At 66.3% G+C, this 23,445-nt stretch carries 21 protein-coding genes; 14 read left to right on the forward strand and 7 right to left on the reverse strand.

Annotation, left to right across the window (positions count from 1 at the left end; genetic code table 11):
* Nucleotides 1-32: 32 nt before the first annotated feature.
* Nucleotides 33-2,600: a DNA ligase D gene (gene ligD / locus ASD22_RS03695; protein WP_056079046.1), complete on the forward strand. Its 2,568-nt coding sequence runs from the start codon at nucleotides 33-35 to the stop codon at nucleotides 2,598-2,600.
* Between the two features lie 363 nt (nucleotides 2,601-2,963).
* On the opposite strand, the gene ASD22_RS03700 is transcribed toward ligD, so the two are convergent.
* Nucleotides 2,964-3,524 (reverse strand): type 1 glutamine amidotransferase domain-containing protein, encoded by a 561-nt coding sequence (locus ASD22_RS03700; RefSeq protein WP_056079049.1) that lies wholly within the window; start codon nucleotides 3,522-3,524, stop codon nucleotides 2,964-2,966.
* A 170-nt stretch (nucleotides 3,525-3,694) separates the two neighbouring features.
* Between ASD22_RS03700 and ASD22_RS16300 the strand changes: the two genes are divergently transcribed.
* From ASD22_RS16300 to ASD22_RS16610, 3 genes are read left to right on the forward strand one after another with little or no spacing between them, the layout of a single operon-like run.
* A complete protein-coding gene (locus ASD22_RS16300; protein ID WP_200945348.1) occupies nucleotides 3,695-3,847 on the forward strand; it encodes a DUF3309 family protein in 153 nt (50 codons plus the stop codon).
* A gap of 15 nt (nucleotides 3,848-3,862) precedes the next feature.
* Entirely contained in the window at nucleotides 3,863-4,552 is a 690-nt protein-coding gene (locus ASD22_RS03705) for a UdgX family uracil-DNA binding protein (protein WP_056079052.1), read from the forward strand.
* Nucleotides 4,553-4,589: 37 nt separating this feature from the next.
* Nucleotides 4,590-4,739, forward strand: coding sequence for a hypothetical protein (locus ASD22_RS16610; protein ID WP_156458326.1), 150 nt, complete (start codon nucleotides 4,590-4,592; stop codon nucleotides 4,737-4,739).
* A gap of 91 nt (nucleotides 4,740-4,830) precedes the next feature.
* On the opposite strand, the gene ASD22_RS03710 is transcribed toward ASD22_RS16610, so the two are convergent.
* From ASD22_RS03710 to lexA, 4 genes are read right to left on the reverse strand one after another with little or no spacing between them, the layout of a single operon-like run.
* Nucleotides 4,831-7,911 (reverse strand): error-prone DNA polymerase, encoded by a 3,081-nt coding sequence (locus tag ASD22_RS03710; protein WP_056079055.1) that lies wholly within the window; start codon nucleotides 7,909-7,911, stop codon nucleotides 4,831-4,833.
* On the reverse strand, nucleotides 7,908-9,377 hold the full coding sequence (locus ASD22_RS03715) for a DNA polymerase Y family protein (protein ID WP_056079058.1): 1,470 nt from the start codon (nucleotides 9,375-9,377) through the stop codon (nucleotides 7,908-7,910). The genes ASD22_RS03710 and ASD22_RS03715 overlap by 4 nt, the downstream gene beginning before the upstream one ends.
* 12 nt (nucleotides 9,378-9,389) lie before the next feature.
* Nucleotides 9,390-10,013, reverse strand: a complete 624-nt coding sequence (gene imuA / locus ASD22_RS03720; protein WP_056079060.1) for a translesion DNA synthesis-associated protein ImuA — start codon at nucleotides 10,011-10,013, stop codon at nucleotides 9,390-9,392.
* Entirely contained in the window at nucleotides 10,013-10,633 is a 621-nt protein-coding gene (gene lexA / locus ASD22_RS03725) for a transcriptional repressor LexA (RefSeq protein WP_056079064.1), read from the reverse strand. The genes imuA and lexA overlap by 1 nt, the downstream gene beginning before the upstream one ends.
* Before the next feature lie 143 nt (nucleotides 10,634-10,776).
* On the opposite strand from lexA, the gene ASD22_RS03730 reads away from it, so the two are divergent.
* The 3 genes from ASD22_RS03730 to ASD22_RS03740 all read left to right on the forward strand — a co-directional run bounded on the left by ASD22_RS03730 (nucleotide 10,777) and on the right by ASD22_RS03740 (nucleotide 14,979).
* Nucleotides 10,777-13,200 carry a DEAD/DEAH box helicase gene (locus ASD22_RS03730; RefSeq protein WP_056079066.1) on the forward strand — a complete coding sequence of 808 codons (2,424 nt, stop codon included), beginning with the start codon at nucleotides 10,777-10,779 and terminating at the stop codon, nucleotides 13,198-13,200.
* Nucleotides 13,197-14,081 carry a ribonuclease H-like domain-containing protein gene (locus tag ASD22_RS03735; RefSeq protein ID WP_056079069.1) on the forward strand — a complete coding sequence of 295 codons (885 nt, stop codon included), beginning with the start codon at nucleotides 13,197-13,199 and terminating at the stop codon, nucleotides 14,079-14,081. The genes ASD22_RS03730 and ASD22_RS03735 overlap by 4 nt, the downstream gene beginning before the upstream one ends.
* Before the next feature lie 73 nt (nucleotides 14,082-14,154).
* Nucleotides 14,155-14,979: an isocitrate lyase/phosphoenolpyruvate mutase family protein gene (locus tag ASD22_RS03740; protein ID WP_056079071.1), complete on the forward strand. Its 825-nt coding sequence runs from the start codon at nucleotides 14,155-14,157 to the stop codon at nucleotides 14,977-14,979.
* Between the two features lie 81 nt (nucleotides 14,980-15,060).
* On the opposite strand, the gene ASD22_RS03745 is transcribed toward ASD22_RS03740, so the two are convergent.
* A complete protein-coding gene (locus ASD22_RS03745) occupies nucleotides 15,061-16,065 on the reverse strand; it encodes a glutathione S-transferase family protein (protein ID WP_056079074.1) in 1,005 nt (334 codons plus the stop codon).
* A 10-nt stretch (nucleotides 16,066-16,075) separates the two neighbouring features.
* Entirely contained in the window at nucleotides 16,076-17,005 is a 930-nt protein-coding gene (locus tag ASD22_RS03750) for a LysR family transcriptional regulator (RefSeq protein WP_056079077.1), read from the reverse strand.
* Between the two features lie 159 nt (nucleotides 17,006-17,164).
* On the opposite strand from ASD22_RS03750, the gene ASD22_RS03755 reads away from it, so the two are divergent.
* The 7 genes from ASD22_RS03755 (at nucleotide 17,165) to benD (ending at nucleotide 23,426) form a co-directional block, all read left to right on the forward strand.
* Nucleotides 17,165-18,352: a muconate/chloromuconate family cycloisomerase gene (locus ASD22_RS03755; RefSeq protein ID WP_156458935.1), complete on the forward strand. Its 1,188-nt coding sequence runs from the start codon at nucleotides 17,165-17,167 to the stop codon at nucleotides 18,350-18,352.
* A 3-nt stretch (nucleotides 18,353-18,355) separates the two neighbouring features.
* Nucleotides 18,356-18,652, forward strand: a complete 297-nt coding sequence (gene catC, locus ASD22_RS03760; protein ID WP_056079082.1) for a muconolactone Delta-isomerase — start codon at nucleotides 18,356-18,358, stop codon at nucleotides 18,650-18,652.
* Between the two features lie 63 nt (nucleotides 18,653-18,715).
* Entirely contained in the window at nucleotides 18,716-19,654 is a 939-nt protein-coding gene (gene catA / locus ASD22_RS03765) for a catechol 1,2-dioxygenase (protein ID WP_056079085.1), read from the forward strand.
* Between the two features lie 104 nt (nucleotides 19,655-19,758).
* Entirely contained in the window at nucleotides 19,759-21,117 is a 1,359-nt protein-coding gene (locus ASD22_RS03770; RefSeq protein ID WP_056079088.1) for a Rieske 2Fe-2S domain-containing protein, read from the forward strand.
* On the forward strand, nucleotides 21,114-21,602 hold the full coding sequence (gene benB, locus ASD22_RS03775; protein ID WP_056079090.1) for a benzoate 1,2-dioxygenase small subunit: 489 nt from the start codon (nucleotides 21,114-21,116) through the stop codon (nucleotides 21,600-21,602). Before ASD22_RS03770 ends, benB begins: the two co-directional genes overlap by 4 nt.
* A 28-nt stretch (nucleotides 21,603-21,630) precedes the next feature.
* The gene (gene benC, locus ASD22_RS03780) at nucleotides 21,631-22,656 is read left to right on the forward strand and encodes a benzoate 1,2-dioxygenase electron transfer component BenC (RefSeq protein ID WP_056079093.1); all 1,026 of its coding nucleotides are present in this window, start codon (nucleotides 21,631-21,633) and stop codon (nucleotides 22,654-22,656) included.
* Entirely contained in the window at nucleotides 22,653-23,426 is a 774-nt protein-coding gene (benD, locus tag ASD22_RS03785) for a benzoate diol dehydrogenase BenD (protein ID WP_056079095.1), read from the forward strand. The genes benC and benD overlap by 4 nt, the downstream gene beginning before the upstream one ends.
* Nucleotides 23,427-23,445 lie beyond the last annotated feature (19 nt).

Here is a 23,445-nt window from a genome sequence, read left to right on the forward strand (position 1 = left end):
CGTTATACGCGACCACTCGCCGGACAGGCACGATGACCGAACTGCAGGAATACCGCCGCAAGCGCGACTTCAGCAAGACCCGCGAACCCGCGCCGGACGCTGCGGTGGCGTCGGAGCGGCGCTCGCTGTTCGTGGTGCAGCTGCATCACGCCAGCCGCCGCCATTTCGATTTCCGGCTGCAGGTGGGCGACGTGCTGAAAAGCTGGGCGGTACCCAAGGGCCCCAGTTACGACCCGGAAGTGAAGCGCCTGGCGGTGGAGGTGGAAGATCATCCGGTGGCCTATGCCACGTTCGAGGGCGATATCGAGCACGGTTATGGCAAAGGCCATGTCGACCAGTTCGACCTGGGTGTGTGGACCACCGAAGGCGACGCCGAAGCGCAGATACAAAAAGGCCACCTGCGTTTCGAGCTGTTCGGCAAGCGGCTCAAGGGTGGCTGGCACCTGGTGCGCAGCGGCCGCAAGGAGCGCCAACCGGCGTGGTTCCTGATCAAGGCCAAGGATGCCTTCGCGGGCGACGTGGAGGCGGACGATCTACTGGACAAGAAGATGATCGCCAGCACCAAAGCCGCCGCGAAAACCCCCGCCACCAAGGCCGCCGCCAGGAAATCCACGGCGCGCAAGAAGGCCATTCCCAAGGGCACGAAAAAGATACCGCGTGCCCGCCTGGCGAAAATCGCCGCCGGGCTGGATGGTGCGCGCAAGGCCAAGGCCAGCAACGATTTCTTCAAACCCGAACTGGCGCGCCTGCGCGACACGGCGCCGGCCGGTGACGACTGGCTGCACGAAGTGAAATGGGACGGCTACCGCATCCTCACGGCGATTGCCGATGGCGAGGTGAAGCTGTGGTCGCGCAATGCCCTGCCCTGGAACGACAAGCTGCCCGACATCGTGCAGGCGCTGGAGTTGCTGGGACTGCAATCGGCCCAGCTCGATGGCGAGCTGGTGGCGCTGGATGCGCAGGGGCGCAGCGATTTCAACGCGCTGCAGAGAACCCTCTCCGGCGAGATGCAATCGCCGCTGGTCTACATGCTGTTCGACATGCCCTACTTCGAGGGTTTCGACCTGTCACGCGTCGCCCTGCTCGATCGCAAGGATCTGCTGCAGCAACTGACGGCGCACGCGCCACGCCACCTCGCCTTCAGCACGCATGCCATCGGCAACGGCGAGCAGGCGTTCCAGATGGCCAGCGAGCAGCAACTGGAAGGCATCATCTGCAAGCGCGTGCAGTCCACGTATCACCCGGGCCGGGGCGACGACTGGATCAAGGTGAAGCGGCTGGAAAGCGACGAGTTCGCCGTGGTGGGATACACGCCACCCAAGGGCAGCCGCAGCGGTTTCGGCTCGCTGCTGCTGGCCCGGCCCGATCCCGACACGCCCTCGGGCTGGATCTATGCCGGCCGCGTGGGCAGCGGCTTTTCCGACGAGCAGCTGCGCGCGCTGAGCAAGACCATGGACGAGAAAGGCAGCACGAAGCCCACGGTGGCGCTCGCCGGCGTGGACCCGCTGCTGCGCAACGCGCGCTGGATCAAGCCGGTGGCCGTGGCCGAGGTGTACTACCGCGGCATCGGCAACCAGAACCTGTTGCGTCAACCGAGCCTGAAAACCATGCGTACCGACAAAAGCCCCGCCGACCTGCTCGATTCCGACCGCGCCACCGGCAAGACCCGCAGCAAGGCGACGAAGAAGGCGGCCAAGGCCAAGCCGCGCGGCGATGTCACCCGATCCGCCGACATCACCATCAGCCACCCCGACCGCGTGGTGTTTGCCGAAGGCAGCATCACCAAACAGGACGTGGTCGATTACTACACGGCGGTGATGAAGTGGTTCCTGCCCGGCGTGATCGATCGCCCCACGTCGGTGATCCGCTGCCCCGAGGGCGCGGGCAAGGCCTGCTTTTTCCAGAAGCACCTGATGCAGGGCCTGAAGCATGTGGGCAGCGCCAAGCTGAAAGAGGAGTCTGGCGCGCAAGCCGTCTACATCTATCCGCTGGATGCCAGCTCGATCATCGAGCTGGTGCAGTTCGGCGTGCTGGAATTCCATCCCTGGGGCTCGACCGTGGAGAATCCCGACAAGGCCAACCGCGTGGTGTTCGACCTGGACCCCGGCGACAACGTGGCGTGGGAGCGCGTCGTGGCTGCCGCCCGACTGGTGCGCAAGCTGCTCACCCAACTGGGGCTGGAATCGTTCCTGCGCACCACCGGCGGCAAGGGCCTGCACGTAGTGGTGCCGCTCAACCCCGGCTGCCCCTGGCCGATGGTGAAAGGCTTTGCGCAGGCATTCGCCTCCACCCTGGCGCAGGCGCATCCGCTGGATTTCGTGGCCACCGCCACCAAGTCGCAGCGCAACGGCAAGATCTACGTGGACTACCTGCGAAACAGCCGCGGCGCCACCAGCGTGGCCTCGTATTCGCTACGCGCCCGTGCCGGTGCCCCGGTGGCCGTGCCGCTGCGCTGGAGCGAACTGGGCAAGCTGAAAAGCGGCCACGATTTCGATATCCATTCCACGCCCAAACGGCTGGCGCGACTGCGCTCGGACCCGTGGAAAGGCATCGACGATGTGCAACAGAACCTGGACAACGTGATGAAACGCCTCGCCTGATCTACCGATATGGACGTCCATTCAAACCCCCGCCACTGAACGGAGCAGCTCATGCCGGATACGGATCGACCAAAACAACCACCAGGTACCTCGGGCTATCCCGAGCCGCAGCCAAGACCGAAGCACGATCCCGCGCAAATGCCCGACGCAGATACGCCGCACGAGTCGCAGAATGTTCCGGAGAGCAAACCCGATCAGCCCAAGTAAGTGTGCTTGACGGGAGGTTCGAGGGCGCCCTTCGACTTCGGCCCTGCGGGCCTACGCTCAGGGTGATCGGTGGTGAAGCATCAGCGCCTCACACTCCACCGATCACCCTGAGCGTAGCGAAGCGAAGTCGAAGGGCAATCCACCGCCAGGAACGATCTACGCGCCACCCACCTCTTCCAGCGCCGCCATGACCGCACCGGAAAACGCGGGAATGTCCTGCGGTTTGCGGCTGGTGATCAGCTGGCCGTCGCGCACCACTTCGCTGTTTTCCCATTGCGCGCCCGCATTTTCCAGGTCCTTGCGCAGCGACGGCCACGAGGTGAGCTTGCGCCCCTTCACCAGGCCCGCGTCGATCAGCGTCCATGGCCCATGGCAGATCGCGGCGATCGGTTTGCCTGATTCACCAAACCGGACGATGAAGGCAATCGCATCGGGTTCCAGCCGCAGCTTGTCCGGATTCATCACGCCGCCGGGCAATACCAGCGCGTCGTAGTTTTCCGGCCGTGCGTCCTTCAGCGCCACATCCACGTTCACCGGGTCGCCCCAGTTCTTCTTGTCCCAGCCCTTGATCTGCGTGGCGCCGCCTGGCGCGATCACGTCGACATGGGCGCCGGCCACTTCCAGCAGGCGTTTGGGTTCGGTCAGTTCGGATTGCTCGAAGCCATCGGTGGCGAGTATGGCAACACGGCGGCCGCTGAGTTTTTCGGATTCGGTCATGGCGTTTTTCCGGGGTGGGGAGAACGCGCAGCTTCGGCCTTTTCGCATGGACGTCGCGTCAAGTTTCTTTGACGGGGCATGCACGAGGGGCTTGCCATGGTGCATGCCGTGACAGGCGCCACGCCTGCACCCGCATCATTCGCTCATCACTCAAGGACGCTGCCATGTCGATGTCACTTCTGCTGATCATCGTGCTGATCATTCTGCTGATTGCCGCGTTGCCCACCTGGCCGTACAGCCGCTCGTGGGGTTATCGCCCGATGGGCGGGTTGGGGATCATCGTGATCATTGTCATCGTGTTGTTGCTGCTTGGCGTTTTCTGACCGGCGGATGCGCCAATGAAGGCCGCCACCCTGGTGTCCGGGCGTGCCGCAGGCACTGCAGGAAACGCCCGGCACCTTCCCTTGGCCAAGCCCGTGGCGGAAATCCCCACGGGCAAGCTGGTGACGTTGCGCCGCAAGGCGAAAACCTGTCGGGCCTGCCCGCTGTGGCGCAATGCCACGCAAACCGTATTCGGCGAAGGGCCTGCCGCCGCCAAGGCGATGTTGATTGGCGAACAGCCAGGCCTGCAGGAGGATCAATCGGGCAAACCGTTCGTGGGGCCGGCCGGACATTTGCTCGATCGCGCCCTGGGCGAAGCCGGGCTGGATCGCGACACGCTTTACCTCACCAATACCGTCAAGCATTTCAAATACGAAATGCGTGGCAACACCAAATTGCACAAGCGCGCCAACGCCTCCGAACAGGCCGCGTGCCGCATGTGGCTGGCAGCCGAACTGCTGCGGGTGCAGCCGCGGGTGGTGATCGGGTTGGGCGCGATGGCGGCCCAGACACTGTTCGGCGATGCTTTTCGCATCACCCGCGAGCGCGGGCAATGGCGCGAACTGGGCGAAGATGTACGCGGCATGGCGACCTGGCACCCTTCCGCGGTGCTGCGCATGCCCAAACCCGACCAGCGCCATCAGGCTTACGCGGAACTGGTGGCCGACCTGCGTGACGTGGTCGCCGTGCTGGCGGACATGGCGTGATGTTCGACCTGATCCACAAGCGCAGCAGGAGGCTGTCATGAAAAAGCGCCGCCGATGGATAGGGCTTATCGTGCTGATGGCCGCCCTGGTCACGATCCTGGCGATCGGCTTCTATCGCAGCGTCACCGGCCAGGATACCCATCCCGAGGACAGCAGCTCGCCGACTGAATCGTCCAAACCCTTGTAGGAGCGCACCCTGTGCGCGATCGCTCTTCGTCACGTCACCAAAAGCATTCGCGCACAGGGTGCGCTCCTGCAACAAACTGGGCACCCTGCGCCTAATGGAAATCCCGTGAGCGCGTATCCAGTGCACCGAGCAGCGGGGTGAGATCCTTGAGCCGGTGCGCGATCAGGTGGCTGACGCCATCCACCTGCTCCCACTGCCCTTCCACGGCGAGCAGGCGCGCCTGCAGCAGCGGCAGTCGCTGGGCTTCAGCCACATGACGCCATATCACTACGTTGATCAGCCCATGCTCGTCCTCCAGCGTCACGAAGATGATGCCGCTGGCGGTTTGCGGTTGCTGGCGTGATGTCACCAGGCCGGCCACGCGCACACGGCTGTTGTGGGGTTGCCTGCGTAGTGCCTTTCCATCGATGCAGCGTGCGGCATTCAACCGGCTGCGGATCTGCCGCAGCGGATGCACGCCCAGACTCAGGCCGGTGCGTGCGTAGTCCGCCAGCGTGTCTTCGGCCTGCGTGGGCAATGGCAGGATCACCGCTTGCTCGGTCGGACTTGCGTTGCCGAACAACGGCAGTTGCGGTTCGACCCCGGCCACGGCCCAGCGCGCTCGATGGCGATGGCCGGCCAGCCCTCGCAGGGCCGCCGCATCGGCCAGCAGTTCCTGGTGACGACGATCGAGACCGGCCCGCGAACACAGGTCGGTGATGTCGGTAAAAGGCCGCTGAGCACGCGCGGCCATCAACCGCAGCGCGGCCTTTTCGGAGCATCCACGCACCATGCGCAGGCCCAGGCGGACGGCGCGGGTGCTGGTGTTGCCATGTGGATCGGGCTCCAGCGTGCAATCCCAGTCGCTGAAACGCACATCCACCGGATGTACTGCGATGCGGTGGCGCCGCACGTCCTGCACGATCTGGCTGGGCGCGTAGAAACCCATCGGCAGCGAATTGAGCAAGGCGCAGGCAAACGCCGCCGGGTAATGGCATTTCAGCCAGCACGAGGCATAGACCAGGTTGGCGAAACTGGCTGCGTGCGATTCGGGGAATCCGTAGGAGCCGAAGCCCTTGATCTGCTCGAAGATGCGCGCGGCGAATTCCGCCGTGTAACCGTTCTTCAGCATGCCCCGCATCAGCTTGTCGCGATGCGGCTCCAGCCCGCCGTGACGTTTCCATGCGGCCATCGAGCGGCGCAGCTTGTCGGCCTCGCCATCGGTGAAGTCGGCCGCCACGATGGCCAGTTGCATCACCTGCTCCTGGAACAGCGGCACGCCGAGCGTGCGTTGCAACACCTTCCTGAATTGCGGCGATGGATAGTCGACGGTTTCCTCGCCATTCCGCCGCCGCAGGTACGGATGCACCATGTCGCCCTGGATCGGGCCGGGCCGCACGATCGCCACCTGGATCACCAGGTCGTAGAAAGTCGCCGGCCGATGCCGCGGCAGCATTGCCATCTGCGCCCGGCTTTCGATCTGGAACACGCCGACGGTATCGGCGCGCTGGATCATGGCGTAGGTTGCCGCGTCATTCGGCTCGATGGTGGCGATGGTCTTGACGACGCCATGCTCGCTTTCCAGCAAGCCGAAGCATTTGCGCAGGCAGGTCAGCATGCCCAGCGCCAGGCAGTCGACCTTCAGCATGCGCATGTAATCGAGATCGTCCTTCTCCCACTGGATCACGGTGCGATCAACCATCGCCGCGTTTTCCACGGGCACCATCTCGCTCAGCGAGGTGTTGGAAATCACGAAGCCGCCCACGTGCTGTGACAAATGCCGCGGCATGCCGATCAGTTCGTGGGTGAGTTTCAGCACGCGGCGGATGATCGGGCTGTCCGGATCGAAACCCTGTTCGCGCAGCCGCTCCTCCGCCGAGCTGTCGCCCCAGCCGCGCGCAAAGATATCGCTGAGCTGGTCGACCTGATCCAGCGGCAGGCCCAGCGCCTTGGCCACGTCGCGCACCGCGCTGCGGCCGCGGTAGCAGATCACGGTGGCGGCCAGCGCGGCGCGCTCGCGACCGTATTTTTTGTAGATGTACTGGATCACTTCCTCGCGCCGCTCGTGCTCGAAATCGACGTCGATGTCGGGCGGCTCGTCGCGGTCTTCGCTGATGAAACGCGCCACCAGCAGTTCGTTGACCTCCGGGTCCACCTCGGTCACGCCCAGCGCGAAACACACGGCGGAGTTGGCGGCCGAACCGCGGCCCTGGCAGAGAATTTCTTTGCTGCGCGCGAAGCGGACGATGTCGTGGACGGTGAGGAAAAAGGCTTCGTATTGCTTCGACGCGATCAATGCCAGTTCGTCGTCGATCAGCTTGCGCACCTTGTCGCTGATGCCGTTCGGCCAACGCCACTGGATGCCTTCTTCGGCCAGATGGCGCAGCCAACTGCTTGGCGAGTGGCCTTCAGGTACCAGCTCAGCCGGATAGTCGTAGTGCAGCTCGCTCATGTGGAAGGTGCAACGCTCGGCGATGCGCACGCTTTCCTGCAGCAGGGCATCGGGATAGAGCTCGGCCAACACATCGCATCGGCGCAGGTGTCGTTCGCCATTACGGAAGATCAGCGCGCCCGCCTCGGCGATCGGCACGCGATGGCGGATCGCCGTGAGCGTGTGCTGCAAGGCCAACCGCCGGCGCACGTGCATGTGCACGTCGCCGCTGGCTACCAGCGGCATTCCGAGCGTGTGGCCAAGCGCCTGCAGTTCGCGCAGGCGGGCGGCATCGTCGGGGCCGCGATGCAGTTCCACCGCCAGCCAGGCGCGATCGCCGAAGATGTCGCGCATCCAGCGGCCGTGCGCGACATCTGGTTGCAGCCCGGGCATCCACAACGCCAGCGTGCCCGGCATGCCGCTTTCCATGTCTGCCCGGGTGAGCCGATACGTGCCCTTTTCCGAAGCGCGGCGGCCGCGCGTGATCAGTCGGCAGAGTTCGACATAGCCCTGCTTGTTCTCGCACAGCAGCACCAGCTTCGGACCATCCTCGAGCTGGAATTCGGCGCCCACGATCAGTTTCAGGTCGAGCTCGGTCGAGGCCTGGTAGGCGCGCACGATGCCGGCCAGCGAGCATTCGTCGGTGATCGCCAGCGCGTGGTAACCACAGGCCTTGGCGCGCTCGAACAACTCGCCGGCCTTCGAGGCGCCGCGGCCGAAGGAGAAATCGGACAGGCAATGCAGCTCGGCGTAATCCGTCATGCGAACCAGCCCTGCAGCATCCAGCCCGCCTGCTCGCCCGGCGCGCAGAACGCCCACGCGTACTGGCCCAGCGACGTCTCCACCACGTAGTAATCGCGGCACACCTCGCCGCCATCCCACCAGCCGGTTTCCAGTCGTTCGGGGCCGGCCAGGATGCGTGGCTCGGTGCCACGCAAGGGAATGGGGCGATCAAGCAGCCAGGTGGGGCGTGGTCCAATGCTCTGTAGGAGCGGCTTCAGCCGCGACGCTTTTGAGGCCGAGGCAGATTGAGAAGCATCGCGGCTGAAGCCGCTCCTACAGGGATTTCCCGCAATCGACTGCGCCCGCTCGGGCCGCGGATCGGTGGTGCTGTCCAGTTGATGCACGGCGCGATCGCCCAACCGTGCGCGCAGGCGTTCGCGCAACTGATCGATCGGCAGCGCGTTGGCGGGTCGGTCGTCGAACAGGTCGCGGCCGGCCGGTACGAACGGCGGCAACTCGCGCGCGATGAGCCGCATCGCCAGCACCGGCTCGGGCAGTTGCACCTGATCCAGCCGCCCGCGCGCCAGTTCAAACAGCATGCCAGGTTCGCGCTCCGGCGTGAGCAGGCCCACCGGCACCTCGGTAACCCTGCCGTCACGATGTTCCAGCCGCAGCGTGAACCGTTGCACGCCACCATCGCGCCCCGCCAGATAGGCGGCCAGATCGCCGGTCATGCGACGCAGGGGGAATACCAGCGAGGCGATGTTTTCCACCTCGTGCATCAACTCGATGCGCAGGTCGAAAACGTCGGGCGGACGATAGGCATCGAGCCCCGCGGGCAGATCGCCGGTGAGCCGGTCGAGCACGTCCAGCAGTTCGGCGCCGAAGCGTCGGCGCAGGCCATCGCGCGGCAGCGCCAGCAATTGCCCCAGGCTGCGGATGCCCATGCCGGGCAAGGCTTCGGCCGCCAGCGCCGGCAGGCGGCTTTTGGCGATCGGCACGCCTTGCAGCGCGCGGCGCATGGCCTCGGGCGTCAGCACCGCCTGGCCGTCGCTGACGCCGGCCAGCACATACGCGGCGTGCGGCGTGGGCGCAGCGGTGATGCGGTGGCGAAAACCCAGCGCGGCAAGATCCGCGCGCAGCATCGCCTCCAGCCGCGGCCAGGGACCGAACAGGCCCATGCTGCGGCTTACCTCAAGCACGATCGCATGCGGCAGCAGGCTGACCTCGGAGCTGTAGCGATACGCCACGGCGGCCAGGAAACGGTGCCAGCGATCCACCGCATCGCGGTCGTACGGCACGGCATCGAAACGGGTCAGCAGGGCCTGCGCGGCACTCAACCGCTGACCCACGTGCAGGCCGGCCTCGCGCGCCTCGCGATTGGCGGACACGATGCTGCGCGCGTTGACCGGGCCACTCACCAGCACCAGCGGCCCGGTCTGGGGGTTACGACGAAGGACGCCGTCCAGCGCCAGGTGCGGCAGCACGATGCAGGCCCACAACATATCCGCCGACCATCAATGCAGGGCGCGGCCGAGCGGCACCGGCTGCGCCGGCACCGATCCGCCACGGCATTTGCGCACCCACACCTGGGCGCGGGGCGCGGCTTCCAGCTCCAGCCGCAGTGCCGCCGGCGACGCGTGCGGCAGGTGCTTGCGATCGCGGAAGGCGAACGCCAGCGCCTGGCCGTGATCCGCCGCCACCTGCAGTCGCCGCAGCGTGCGGTCGTCAGCCTGGCGCGGCCACGCCAGCACCGCCGCGCAACTGCCCGAGCGCAGGCATTGCTCCATCGCCCAGGCCACGTCGCTGTCGCCAGCGGCGACGATGTCGACCCGGCGCATGTCCACGCCCTGCTGCTGCCAGCCGGCCACGCACGGCAGGTAGGGCGGCGCCACGATCACCACCGTCCGCCCGCCCTGGGTGAGGCGCGCCAGGCTGGGCAGCACCAGCCGCAGCTCGCCCACGCCATCGGCGGGCAACAGGATTTCCGACAGCGCGGCCGGCGGCCAGCCGCCAGCCGGCAGCACATCATCGAGCGCGGCCCAACCGGTGGGCTGCTCGCCCGCCGGCAGCGGCGCCGCTCGCCCGCGCCAGACCTGCTGCGCATCCAGCAGCGTGGACAAGGCCACCACGGCGCCCATCAGCTGCCCCTCAGCAGGCCCGCGAACAGACCTTCGATGGCGAAATCCTCGGTGGGATCGGGGTCGATCGGCTGGTAACCCGGGCTGTTCGGCAGCAGCCGGATCACGTCGCCCTGCCAGTACAGCCGCTTGATGGTGAAGCGGTCGCCGCCCACCCGCGCCGCCACCACCTGGCCGTGACGCGCCACCGGCGTGGCGTGCACGCCCACGATGTCCTGGTCGAGGATGCCTTCGTCACGCATCGAGTCGCCCACCACGCGCACCAGGTAATCGGGCTTCAGCCGGAACAGCCAGCTGGATACGCGCAGCGTGCGCTCCACCCGTGCATCGGAAAACAGCGGCTCGCCGGCGGCGATACGGCCCACCAACGGCAGTTCCATGGTGTCCGCGTCCAGCGGGTCGGCCGAGGTCACCAGGCGGATGCCGCGCGAGCGGTTCGGCTCGATCTGCAGCCGTCCCTTGGCCTCCAGCGAGCGCACGTGTTTCAGCACCGCGCTGACGTTGGCCAGGCCCATGGCCTGGCCGATCTCCTCCAGCGTAGGCGCCTGACCGGTGTGGTCGAGGCGGTCGCGGATGAAATCCAGGATGTTGGATTGGCGGGCGGTGAGCTGCAGGGTCATGGCTGGTATCTTTTCACCTTTTGTGGTGAAAATGAAGAAGGGAAAGATGAACGTCGCGGTGCGGCTCCAGTCTTGCTCCGCGTGATCTCAGCGGATGAGACCGCCCCTTGTTGTCATGCCGCCCTGCCTGCCGAGATCCGCCGATGAATGCCCTGCCCGACCGTTACCACGCCGCCGACGAACTGGTGCTGCGCAGCCCCGGCGATGGCCGTTCGCTGGCGCAGCGGCTCAACAAACGCTACGGCGCGCGCATCACTGGCGCATTCGTATTGCCCGCGCAGGAAGGCCGCTACGCGCCACTGCCGCCCGACCTTCCCCCGGCCCTGGCGCAGGCGCTGCGCAGTCGCGGCGTAAACCAGCTCTACAGCCACCAGGCCGAGGCCTGGACCGCCACCCAAACCGGCGCGCACGTGGCCGTGGCCACGCCCACCGCGTCGGGCAAGTCGCTGTGCTACACGCTGCCGGTGATCAGCGCGGCGATGCAGCAGCACGCCAAGGCGTTGTACCTGTTTCCCACCAAGGCACTGGCGCAGGACCAGGTGGCCGAGCTGCTGGAGTTGAACAACGCCGGCGAGCTGGGCGTGAAGGCCTTCACGTTCGACGGCGACACGCCCGGCGACGCGCGCCAGGCGATCCGGCTGCACGGCGACATCGTGGTCAGCAACCCGGACATGCTGCACCAGGCGATCCTGCCGCATCACACCAAGTGGGCGCAGTTCTTCGAGAACCTGCGCTACGTGGTGATCGATGAGGTGCACACGTACCGCGGCGTGTTCGGCTCGCATGTGGCCAACGTGATCCGCCGGCTGAAACGCGTGTGCGCGTTCTACGGTGTCACCCCGCAATTCATCCTGTGCTCGGCCACCATCGGCAACCCGCAGCAACACGCCGAGGCGCTGATCGAGGACGCCGTCACCGCCATCGTTGAAAGCGGCGCACCGGCCGGCGAGAAACACGTGCTGCTGTGGAATCCGCCGGTGGTGAATCCCGACCTGGGCCTGCGCGCCTCGGCACGTTCGCAGACCAACCGTATCGCGCGGCTGGCGATCAAGTCGGGTCTGAAGACGCTGGTGTTCGCCCAGTCGCGCAGCATGGTCGAGGTACTCACCAAATACCTCAAGGACGTGTTCGACCACGACCCGCGCAAGCCGCCGCGCATCCGCGCCTACCGCGGCGGCTACCTGCCGAAGGAGCGCCGCGCCGCCGAACGCGACATGCGCGCGGGCAGCGTCGACGGCATCGTCAGCACCTCGGCACTGGAGCTGGGCGTGGATATCGGCTCGCTGGACGTGGTGGTGTTGAACGGCTACCCCGGTTCCGTCGCCGCCACGTGGCAGCGCTTCGGCCGCGCCGGGCGGCGGCAGCAATCCGCGCTGGGCGTGCTGGTGGCCAGTTCCGATCCGCTGGATCAGTACCTGGTGCGGCATCCGGAATTCTTCCAGGGCGCCACGCCCGAGCACGCGCGCATCCAGCCCGATCAACCGCTGATCCTGCTCGACCACATCCGCTGCGCCGCGTTCGAGTTGCCGTTCGCAGGCGAGGAGATGTTCGGCAACGAGGTCGCCACGCCGTGGCTGGATGTGCTGGGCGAGGAAGGCGTGCTGCATCGCGAGGGTGACCGCTGGGAATGGATCGCCGACAGCTACCCCGCCATCGCGGTGTCACTGCGCGCGGTGGCGGACGGCAATTTCGTGGTGGTGGACCGCACCAACGGCCGCCAGACCATCATCGCCGAAGTCGATTACAGCGCCGCGCCGGTGACCTTGTACGAAGGCGCCATCCACATGATCCAGTCGGTGCCCTATCAGGTGGAACGGCTGGACTGGGACGGCCGCAAGGCCTACGTCACGCGCACCGCAGTCGACTACTACACCGACGCCATCGACTACACCAAGCTGAAAGTGCTCGATTGCTTCGACAGCGCCGGCGCCGGCCGCGGCCAGGCGCATCACGGCGAAGTGCACGTGGTGCGCCGCGTGCCCGGCTACAAGAAAATCCGCTTCTACACGCACGAAAACATCGGCTACGGCCCGGTCAACCTGCCCGACCAGGAACTGCACACCACCGCCGTGTGGTGGCAGTTGTCGCAGGCGGTGCTGGCTTCGGCGTTCGAGGATCGGCAGCAGGCGCTGGATGGTTTCCTGGGTGCCGCGTACGCGCTGCACATCGTGGCCACCGTGGCGGTGATGGCCGAAGCGCGCGACCTGCAGAAATCGGTGGGCAGCGGCGACGGCGCATGGTTTGTCAGCGCCGACCTCAGCGGTCGCGGCCAGTTGCGCGGCAGCGACGGGCAACCCACCGCACTGGCACCCGACGCACCGTTCACGCCCACCGTCTATCTGTATGACGCCTTCCCCGGCGGCATCGGCCAGAGCGAGCCGCTATTCCAGCGCCGCGAGGATCTGGTGGCCCAGTCGATCACCCTGATCGAACGTTGCGATTGTCGCGCGGGCTGTCCCGGCTGCGTGGGGCCCATACTCGCGGCCGACGAGCACCATGGCGAAATGGACGTCCAGACACCCAAAGCGCTGGCATTGCGCGTGCTGGCGCTGCTGGTGGCGCTGTGAGTGCCCTGGCCACCAAGCTGCGGCAATTGCGGGCGGATGCGGGGCAAACGTCTTCCATTGCTTCCGCTCGCTCCCCTATTACCGTTCTTCCTGAGCGTAGCGCAGCGAAGTCGAAGGGCACGTCGCCGAGCACGCACAAAACCCTCTCCCCCGACCTCCGCCGCCTGCTGCAACGCCACGCCCAGCTCAAGCGTGGCCCGGCGTACCTGGCATCCAATGACCGCGACGTCCCCGGCATCGAACTGTCCCCCGGCCTGCGCTACACCGAAGCCAACGTCGACTGGCTCGCCCCGCCCGACATCGTCGACGCCGCCTTCGCCCGGATGGAGTCGGTACACCATCGCCGCCTGCTGCATTTCGACACCGAGACCACCGGCCTGGCCGGCGGCACCGGCACCCGCGCCTTCATGATCGGCGCCGCCGACTGGCACGACGGACGCTTCCGCATCCGCCAGCTCACCATCACCAGCATGGCCGCGGAAACCGCCATGCTGCGCACCTTCGCCAGCTGGTTGGCCGACGACACCGTACTCGTCAGCTACAACGGCAAATGCTACGACTCGCCCCTGCTGAAAACGCGCTACCGCCTGGCGCGCCTGCCCGATCCGCTGACCGGGCTGGGCCATCTGGACCTGCTCCACCCCGTGCGCCGGCACTGGAAAGGCCAATGGGAAAACTGCCGCCTGGCCACCGCCGAACGCGAACTGCTCGGCGTGGTGCGCGAAGATGACCTGCCGGGCTCGGAAGCCCCCGCCGCGTGGCTCACCTACCTGCGCGGCGGCTCCGCACGAAACCTGCGGCGGGTGCTGGCACACAACAACCAGGACCTGAAGAGCCTGGCGGGTGTATTGCTTTACATGGCGCGGCTGCCGCATCAATGAATACGCTGGTGTCCCGCGCGCCTCACGGCAAACTCGATGCGGCCCTCCCCCAACTCACTCCGGAGCCATCCCCATGACAGCGATCAATCACGCAGCCACCTTCCGCCAATTGCATCAGCACGGCTTGCTCCTGCTCGCCAACGCGTGGGACGCCGGTAGCGCCCGGCTGATTGAAAGTCTCGGCGCCAAGGCCATCGCCACCACCAGTGCCGGCGTGGCCTGGGCCAACGGTTACGCCGATGGCAGCCACTTACCCATGCAGCAATCGATCGCCACGATCGCCAATATCGTCCGCGTCATCCGCGTGCCGCTCAGTGTCGATTTCGAGGACGGCTACGCCAGCGATCCCGCGACCGTCGCCGACAACGTCGCCCGCGTGATCGACGCCGGCGCGGTCGGCATCAATATCGAGGATGGCGCCGACAGTCCCGACCTGCTCGCCAGCAAGATTGAACGGATCAAGCGCATGGCGGCCCAGCGCGGCGTGGACCTGTTCGTCAACGCCCGTACGGACGTCTATTTGCGTGGCCTCGCCAGCGACGAGCGGCGCGTCGAGGAAACTCTCGCCCGCGCAGCGCGGTATCGCGCGGCCGGCGCCGACAACCTGTTCGTGCCCGGCGTGGTCGATGCCGACGACATCCGCCGCATCGTCGAGAACGCGGGGTTGCCGTTGAATGTGATGAGCCGGCCCGGCCTGCCCGGCGTTCCGGAACTGGCCGCCCTGGGTGTGCGGCGGCTGAGTGCAGGAGCGTCGATTTCGATAGCGACCCTGGATTGCGTGGCCGGGCTCACGAGCAGTTTCCTGCACCACGGCGAGGGCAACCCGGTACCCGGCAAGGCGCTGGATTACGGCGCGATCAACAGGTTGTTCGACGGCATCGAGGCCAGGCAACAGTAACGCCGCGCTCGTCGTACGACGCCATGCCCCGGGCGCTGGGTCGCAACCGATCCGGCCGGGTATCTGCAGTGGCCGAGCGTTTCAGGCGCCCCGGACCTCCCGTTCGCCCAGCCGATTGCGGTCATGCGGAACGTCGAACGCGGGGACCGGGCCGATCGACACGATGCCGTACGGGTTGAGCGTCTTGTGACTGCGGAAGTAGTGGTGGCGGATGTGATCCATCCACACGGTATCGGCCACGCCAGGCAGCTGATGGATGTCGCGCAGCAAACCCTCGAGGTTGGGGTAATCGCGGATTCGCTTGCGGTCGCATTTGAAGTGCGTCGCGTACACCGCATCGAAGCGCACCAGTGTGGTCCACAGGCGCAGGTCCGCTTCGGTCAGCGTATTGCCGACCAGGTAGCGGTGTTGCCCCAGGCGCTGCTCGAGTGATTCCAGCGTGGCAAAAAGCGCGGCGACCGCCTCGTCGTAGGCTTCCTGGCTGGTGGCGAAACCGGCCTTGTAGACGCCGTTGTTGACGTTGTCGTACACGGTCGCGTTGATGGCGTCGATGGCGGCGCGCAGGTCGTCGGGATAGTAATCGCCCGCCCGCGCGCCGATGCCATCGAAGGCTGTCCCAAGCATGCGGATGATTTCCGATGACTCGTTGTTGACGATGGTTTCGCGCTGCTTGTCCCACAGCGTCGGTACGGTCACCCGGCCGCTGTAGTGCGGGTCGGCTTTCAGGTAAAGCTCGTACAGCTTGTCGAAGCCGTAGAGCCGGTCGCCGGTGGCACCCTCGAAGTCGGTGCGCAGTTCCCACCCGTTTTCCAGCATCAACGGATGCACCACGGATACGTCGATGTGTTTTTCCAGGCCTTTCCACGTCCGCATCACCAGTGCGCGATGCGCCCACGGGCAGGCGTAGGACACGTACAAATGGTAGCGACCGCTTTCCGCCTTGAAACCGTCCTGCCCGGATGGCCCGGCGCTGCCGTCGGCGGTGACCCAGTTGCGGAACCGGCTTGCCGAGCGTTCGAAACGCCCGCCCGTGCTGCCGGTGTCGTACCACTGGTCGTGCCACTTGCCGTCTACCAGTAATCCCATGATGGTCTCCTCATCGTGTGTGCAGGTTGCCACCTGCCGGGCCGAGCCAGGGCGGTGACGCCGCATACAACTCCTGTACCAGTTGCTTGATCAACACGATGTAAGGCGAGTCGTCATCGCGACGGTGGCTGAGGATGATCGGCGAGGTCGCGTGTTCGTCGGCGATCACGCGGTAATGCAGATCCTTGCGGTGCAGGCTGGCGGTGTACGGAACCACGCAGATACCGGTGGCAGCCGCGGCCAGGCCCAGCGCGATCTGCATCTCGCTGACCTCGTGCACGTTTCCAGGCCGCACCCCGTGGTCCTCTAGCAGGGCCAGCACCTGGTCGGCGAATGAGGGGTGCTGGCCTTTCGGGTAGACGATCAGGTCCTCGTCCGCCAGCTCGGCGATCGCCACTGGCGCATCACTGTCGGCCAGCCGGCTGCCCGGCGCCACGGCGAGCACCAGCCGCTCCTCGCGCAGCACGGTGCGTTCGACCGCCGCGTCGTTGCGGCGGATGCGGCCGAAGCCGACGTCGATACGGCCAGTCTTGAGCGCCTCGATCTGCTGCACCGACATCATCTCCACCAACTGGATGTCCAGCTCCGGGGCGTGCTTGCGCAGCTCGCGCACCAGCGCGGGGACGCCGCCGTACAGGGTGGAGGCGACGAAGCCAATCGAGAAGACGCGCCGCTGCTGATGCCCCACGCGTTGGGTCGCGACCTTCATCTGCTCTACGCGGCCGAGGATCTGCAGGGCCTGTTCGAGGAACAACTTGCCCGCATCGGTAAGCCGCAACGGACGGCTGGCGCGGGAGATCAGGGTTACGCCCAGTTCCTCCTCCAGCAGCTGGATCTGGCGGCTCAGCGGCGGCTGGGCGATATGCAGCTTTTCGGCGGCGCGGGTGAAGTTGCGCTCGCGGGCGACGGCGATGAAATAGCGCAGCTGACGCAGGTCCATGGCTGATCTACCGTTAAGTTTTCATACCCTGAATGAACTCAGGCGAGGATCGAAGGCCAACGTGGCGCCAGTTTCGGTATGACTATACCTTCAAGGTATTCATGAAGAGTTATTCAGTGTTGGACGGCAAGGGTGCGGACAGCCGATAACCGAATCGTGATGAAACTCTCCCCTGCCCCCGCCATGCATCCTTCCGCCACGATCGAGCGCATCGAGACCGTGCTGCTCGACCTGCCGACCATCCGCCCACACCGACTGTCGGTGGCCACGATGAACGGCCAGACCCTGATGCTGGTGCGCATCCACTGCTCGGACGGCGCGGTCGGCGTCGGCGAAGGCACCACCATCGGCGGGCTGGCCTACGGCGGCGAGAGCCCCGAGGGCATGAAGCTCGCGGTCGACACCTATTTCGCGCCGTTGCTCAAGGGCGCCGACGCCACCCGCGTGCCGGCGTTGATGGCGCAGTTGGACCGGTCGATCAAGGACAACCGCTTTGCCCGCAGCGCGGTCGAAACCGCCCTGCTCGACGCCCACGGCAAGCGCACCGGCCTGCCGGTGTCGGAGTTGCTGGGCGGCCGTCGCCGCGAGCGCCTGCCGGTGGCGTGGACGCTGGCTTCCGGCGATACCGCGCGCGATATCGAAGAAGCCGAGCGGATGCTCGACCTGCGCCGTCACAACGTGTTCAAGCTGAAGATCGGCGCGCGCACCGTGGCCGAGGATGTCGCCCACGTCGCCGCGATCAAGCGCGCGCTGGGCGACCGCGCCGCGGTGCGGGTCGACGTCAACATGGCCTGGAGCGAACTGCAGGCCGTGCGCGGCATCGCCGCCCTGGCCGATGCCGGCTGCGAACTGGTCGAGCAACCGGTGGCCACCGCCGGCGCATTGGCGCGGCTGGCGCGGCGTTTCCCGGTTGCGCTGATGGCCGACGAATCCCTGCACGGGCCGCGCTCGGCGTTCGAGCTGGCCAAGGTCGCCGGCGCGGACGTGTTCGCGGTGAAGCTGGAGCAATCCGGCGGCGCGTACGCCGCGCAGCACGTTGCCGCGATCGCCGACGCCGCGGGCATCGAACTGTACGGCGGCACCATGCTCGAGGGCGCGGTCGGCACCGTCATCTCGGCCCATGTGTTCGCCACCTTCGCCAACCTGCAGTGGGGCACCGAACTTTTCGGCCCGCTGTTGTTGACCGAGGAAATCCTCACCGAGCCGCTGGACTACAGCGACTTCCAGCTCACCGTACCCGCCGGCCCTGGCCTGGGCATCAGCCTGGACGAGGACCGCGTGCAGTTCTTCCGCCGTGACCGTGCCACGCGCGCGGTGAGCCTCGCCAACACCACCAAGGGAGGTTAAGCCATGCTTTTCCAGGTACGAATGGACGTCCAGATTCCCGCCGACCTGCCGGCCGACGTGGCCAACGACATCAAGGCGCGCGAGAAGGCGTACTCGCAGGAGCTGCAGCGCAGCGGCAAGTGGCGCCACATCTGGCGCGTCGTCGGCGAGTACGCGAACTACAGCATTTTCGATGTCGACAGCAACGAGGAACTGCACGAGCTCCTGACCGGGCTGCCGCTGTTCCCCTACATGCGGATCGCGGTGACCCCGCTGTGCCGGCACCCGTCGTCGGTCCGCGAGGATGACCGCCAGGAATAGCAGCGACCGGGGCTTCCGCGAGGAGCCCGGGGCCGCCAACGCAAACTCGAGAGGAGTGGAACCATGAGCGTCAAGATCTTCGAAACCACCGAAGTGCAGGATTTCCTGAAAACCGTCGCCGGGCTGGACAAGCAGGATGGCGATCCGCGCACCAAGCAGATCATCCACCGGCTGATGTCGGACCTGTACAAGGCCATTGACGACCTGGACATCACCCCCGACGAGTACTGGACCGCGGCCGCCTGGTTCAACGCGCTGGGCACCGCCGGACAGGCTGGCCTGATCTCCCCCGGGCTGGGACTGGATCACTTCCTTGACCTGCGCCTGGACGCCAAGGACGCCGCGATCGGTGTGGAGAACCCCACCCCGCGCACCATCGAGGGGCCGCTGTACGTGGCCGGCGCACCGGTCGAGCAGGGTTATGCGCGGCTGGACGACGGCAGCGACACCGACGGCCAGCCGCTGGTCATGCACGGCACCGTATACGACGCCAGCGGCAAGCCGGCACCGGGCGCCAAGGTGGAGGTGTGGCACTGCGACACCCGCGGCTTCTATTCGCATTTCGACCCCACCGGCAAGCAGGCGCCGTTCAACATGCGCCGCACGATCATCGCCGACGACCAGGGCCAGTATCGCTTCCGCAGCATCCTGCCCAGCGGCTACGGCGTGCCCCCGGGCAGCCCGACGGAAAAGTTGCTGAGCGCACTCGGCCGTCACGGCCAGCGTCCGGCGCACATCCACTTCTTCATCAGCGCCGCCGACCACCGCAAGCTGACCACGCAGATCAACATCGAAGGCGATCCGCTGATCAACGACGACTTCGCCTACGCCACCCGCGAAGGCCTGGTGCCGAAGGTCACCGAGCACTCCGACGCGGCCAGCATCAAGGCCAACCAGATGGACGGCCCGTTCGCCGAAATCGAGTTCGACTTCACCCTGACCCGGCTGGTCGATGGCATCGACAACCAGATCAACGAGCATCGCGTCCGCGCAGCGGGCTGACCAGAACATGGCGGCGGCTCGCACGCCGCCGCGCACCCGCCACGTCATCCACGTCATCTGCACGCGCCCCAAGGGGCGTCATCGGAATACTCCAGGAGAGCGTCATGTCCGCCGTAATCGACAAAGCCCGGGATCTCGACCAACTGCTCGCCACCGCCGTGCAGGACGACAAGGACGCGGGCGTGTTCCGCTGCCGCCGTGACATTTTCACCAACCCCGACCTGTTCGATCTCGAGATGGAAGCCATCTACGAGAGCAACTGGGTGTACCTGGCGCATGAAAGCCAGATCCCCGAAAACAACGATTACTACACCACGTATATCGGCCGCCAGCCGATCATCATCACCCGTGACAAGGCCGGCGAATTGCATGCGGTGATCAACGCCTGCGCGCACAAGGGCGCGATGGTGTGCCGGCGCAAGCGCGGCAACAAGGGCAGCTTCACCTGCCCCTTCCACGGCTGGACCTTCTCCAACAACGGCAAGCTGCTCAAGGTCAAGGACGCGAAGACGACGCAGTACCCGCCGCAGTTCGACCAGCAAGGCTCGCACGACCTGCGGCGCGTCGCCCGCTTCCAGAACTACCGTGGCTTCCTGTTTGGCAGCCTCGATCCGGACGTGCAGTCGCTGGAGGATTACCTGGGCGAGACCCGGGTGATCATCGACCAGATCGTCGACCAGTCGCCGGATGGACTGGAGGTGCTGCGCGGCAGCTCGTCCTACGTCTACGAGGGCAACTGGAAGCTGCAGATGGAGAACGGCTGCGACGGCTATCACGTCAGCAGCGTGCACTGGAACTATGCGGCGACCATGAACCGGCGCAACGCGGAAGGCACCAAGGCCGTCGACGCCAACAGCTGGAGCAAGAGCACGGCTGGCGTCTACGGTTTCGAACATGGCCACATGCTGCTGTGGACGCGCACGATGAACCCGGAGGTGCGGCCGGTATATGGACGTCGCGACGAGATCGCGGCGCGCGTGGGCGCGGACCGGGCGGATTTCATCGTCAACCAGACCCGCAACCTGTGCCTGTATCCGAACGTGTTCCTGATGGACCAGTTCTCGACCCAGATCCGGGTGATCCGCCCGATCAGCGTCGACCAGACCGAGGTCAGCATCTTCTGCTTCGCGCCCCGGGGCGAGAGCGCCGAGGACCGCGCCATGCGCATCCGCCAGTACGAGGACTTCTTCAACGTCTCGGGCATGGGCACCGCCGACGACATGGAGGAGTTCCGCGCCTGCCAGGCCGGCTACGCCGCCACCTCGGCAGCGTGGAACGACATGAGCCGCGGCGCGCCGCTGTGGATAGACGGCCCCGACGAGAACGCCAGGCGCATGGGCCTCAACCCCTCGCTGTCCGGCGAGCGCAGCGAGGACGAAGGCTTGTTCGTGCGCCAGCACGCGTACTGGGCGAAAGTCATGCGCGACGCGCTGGAACGGCAGCGCGAAGATGTGTCGGCATGAGCTTCGACTACCAGCGGATATGCGCCTTCCTCTACCGCGAAGCGCGCCTGCTCGACGAGCGCCAGTGGGACGAATGGCTGCTGACGTACGCCGAGGACGTGACTTACTGGATGCCGGCATGGGACGACGACGACCAGCTGACCGAGGACCCGCAGTCGCAGATCTCGCTGATCTATTACCCCGACCGCTCGGGCTTGGAGGATCGCGTGTTCCGGATCAAGACCGAGTGCTCCAGCGCGTCCATGCCCGAGCCGCGCACCGGCCACGGCGTGCACAACGTGGAACTGTTGGCAGAACACGGCGACGAGGTCGACCTGCGCTACAACTTCCACACCCTCAGCCACCGCTACAAGGTCACCGACCAGTACTTCGGCACCGTGTTCGCCACCCTGCGCAAGGCAGGCGACGGATTCCTGATCAGCCGCAAGAAGATCGTGCTGAAGAACGACTACATCCGCCAGGTCATCGACATCTACCACGTCTGACAGGTGTCGTTGCCTGCGAGGAGGCCACATGAATCACAGCATCGCTTTGAATTTCGAGGACGGGGTCACCCGCTTCATCCAGTGCCGGGAAGGCGAGACGGTGCTCGACGCCGCGTACCGCAGCAGGATCAACCTGCCGATGGACTGCTCGGATGGCGTGTGCGGCACCTGCAAGTGCCGCGCCGAGAGCGGCAACTACGACCTGGGCGACGACTACATCGACGACGCCCTGGGCGACGACGAAAAGGACGCTGGCCTGGTACTGACCTGCCAGATGGTGCCCTCGTCGGACTGCGTGATCGCGGTGCCGGTGGCCTCCACCGTCTGCAAAACCGGCAACGCGACATTCAGCGCCACGGTCGCCAGGGTCGAGCAGCACAATGACGCCGCGATCGTGCTGGAGCTCGACGTGGCGGATGACGCGCCGGCGTTCCTGCCGGGCCAGTACGTCAATATCGACGTGCCGGACAGCGGCCAGCACCGCTCCTACAGCTTCAGTTCGGCACCGGGCGAGCGGCGCATCAGCTTCCTGATCAAACGCATCCCCGACGGATTGATGAGCGACTGGGTGGGCAAGGCCCAGCCGGGGCAGGCGCTGGAATTGACCGGACCACTCGGCAGTTTCTACCTGCGCAAGGTCGACCGGCCACTGCTGTTCCTGGCCGGCGGCACCGGTCTGGCGCCGTTCCTGTCGATGCTGGAAATGCTGGTGCGCACCGGCGCGGACCAACCGGTGCACATGATCTACGGCGTAACCCGCGACGCCGACCTGGTTCTGGTCGAACAGATCGAGGCCTACGCGGCGAAGCTGCCGAACTTCAACTTCATCACCGTGGTCGCCGAGGGCGCGAGCGCGCATCCGCGCAAGGGCTGGGTCACCCAGCACATGCCGGCCGAGGTGCTGCACGAGGGCAACCTCGACGTGTACCTGTGCGGGCCGCCGCCGATGGTCGATGCAGTGCGCAAGCACTTCGATGACTGCGGCGTCACGCCGGCCAGCTTCCACTACGAGAAGTTCACGCCGAACGCACCAGCGCGGGACAAGGCGGCATGAACGCACCGCGCTTCGCCGGCAAGGTCATGGTCGTGACGGGTGCCGCGCAGGGCATCGGACGCGAAGTTGCCCTGCGCGCGGCGGCCGAGGGCGGCAAGGTCGTGTTCGTGGACCGCGCCGACTTCGTCGGCGAAGTGGCCGCCCAGGCGCAGGGTGAGAGTGCCGCTTTCAACGCCGATCTGGAAACCCACGCCGGCGCCGAGGCGACGATGGCGTTCGCCGCGGCGACCTTCGGCGGCATCGACATCGTGATCAACAACGTCGGCGGTGCGATCCGCATGCGCCCGTATGCCGAGTTCGAACCGGAGCAGATTGATGCGGAGATCCGCCGTTCGCTGATGCCCACGCTGTACTGCTGCCACACGGCGCTGCCACACCTGTTCGCGCGCGGCGGCGGCACCATCGTCAACGTGTCGTCGAACGCGACCCGCGGCATCCACCGCGTGCCGTACTCGGCGGCGAAGGGCGGGATCAATGCGATCACGCAATCGCTGGCGATGGAGCTCGCGCATCGCAACATCCGCGTGGTGGCGACCGCACCGGGCGGGACGGATGCGCCGCCGCGCCGGATACCGCGCAACGCCATCGACGAGAGCCCGGCCGAACAGGCATGGATGGCCGAGACCGTGGCGCAGGTCGTGGGCTCCAGTTTCCTCAAACGCTATGGAAGCATCGCCGAGCAGGTCGCGCCGATCCTGTTCCTGGCCTCCGACGAGGCGTCCTACATCACCGGCAGCGTATTGCCGGTGGCGGGCGGAGATCTGGGATGAACACCCCGGCATCGCTCCA

This window comes from Rhodanobacter sp. Root480, assembly GCF_001426645.1.
Taxonomy (GTDB): Bacteria; Pseudomonadota; Gammaproteobacteria; order Xanthomonadales; family Rhodanobacteraceae; genus Rhodanobacter; species Rhodanobacter ginsenosidimutans.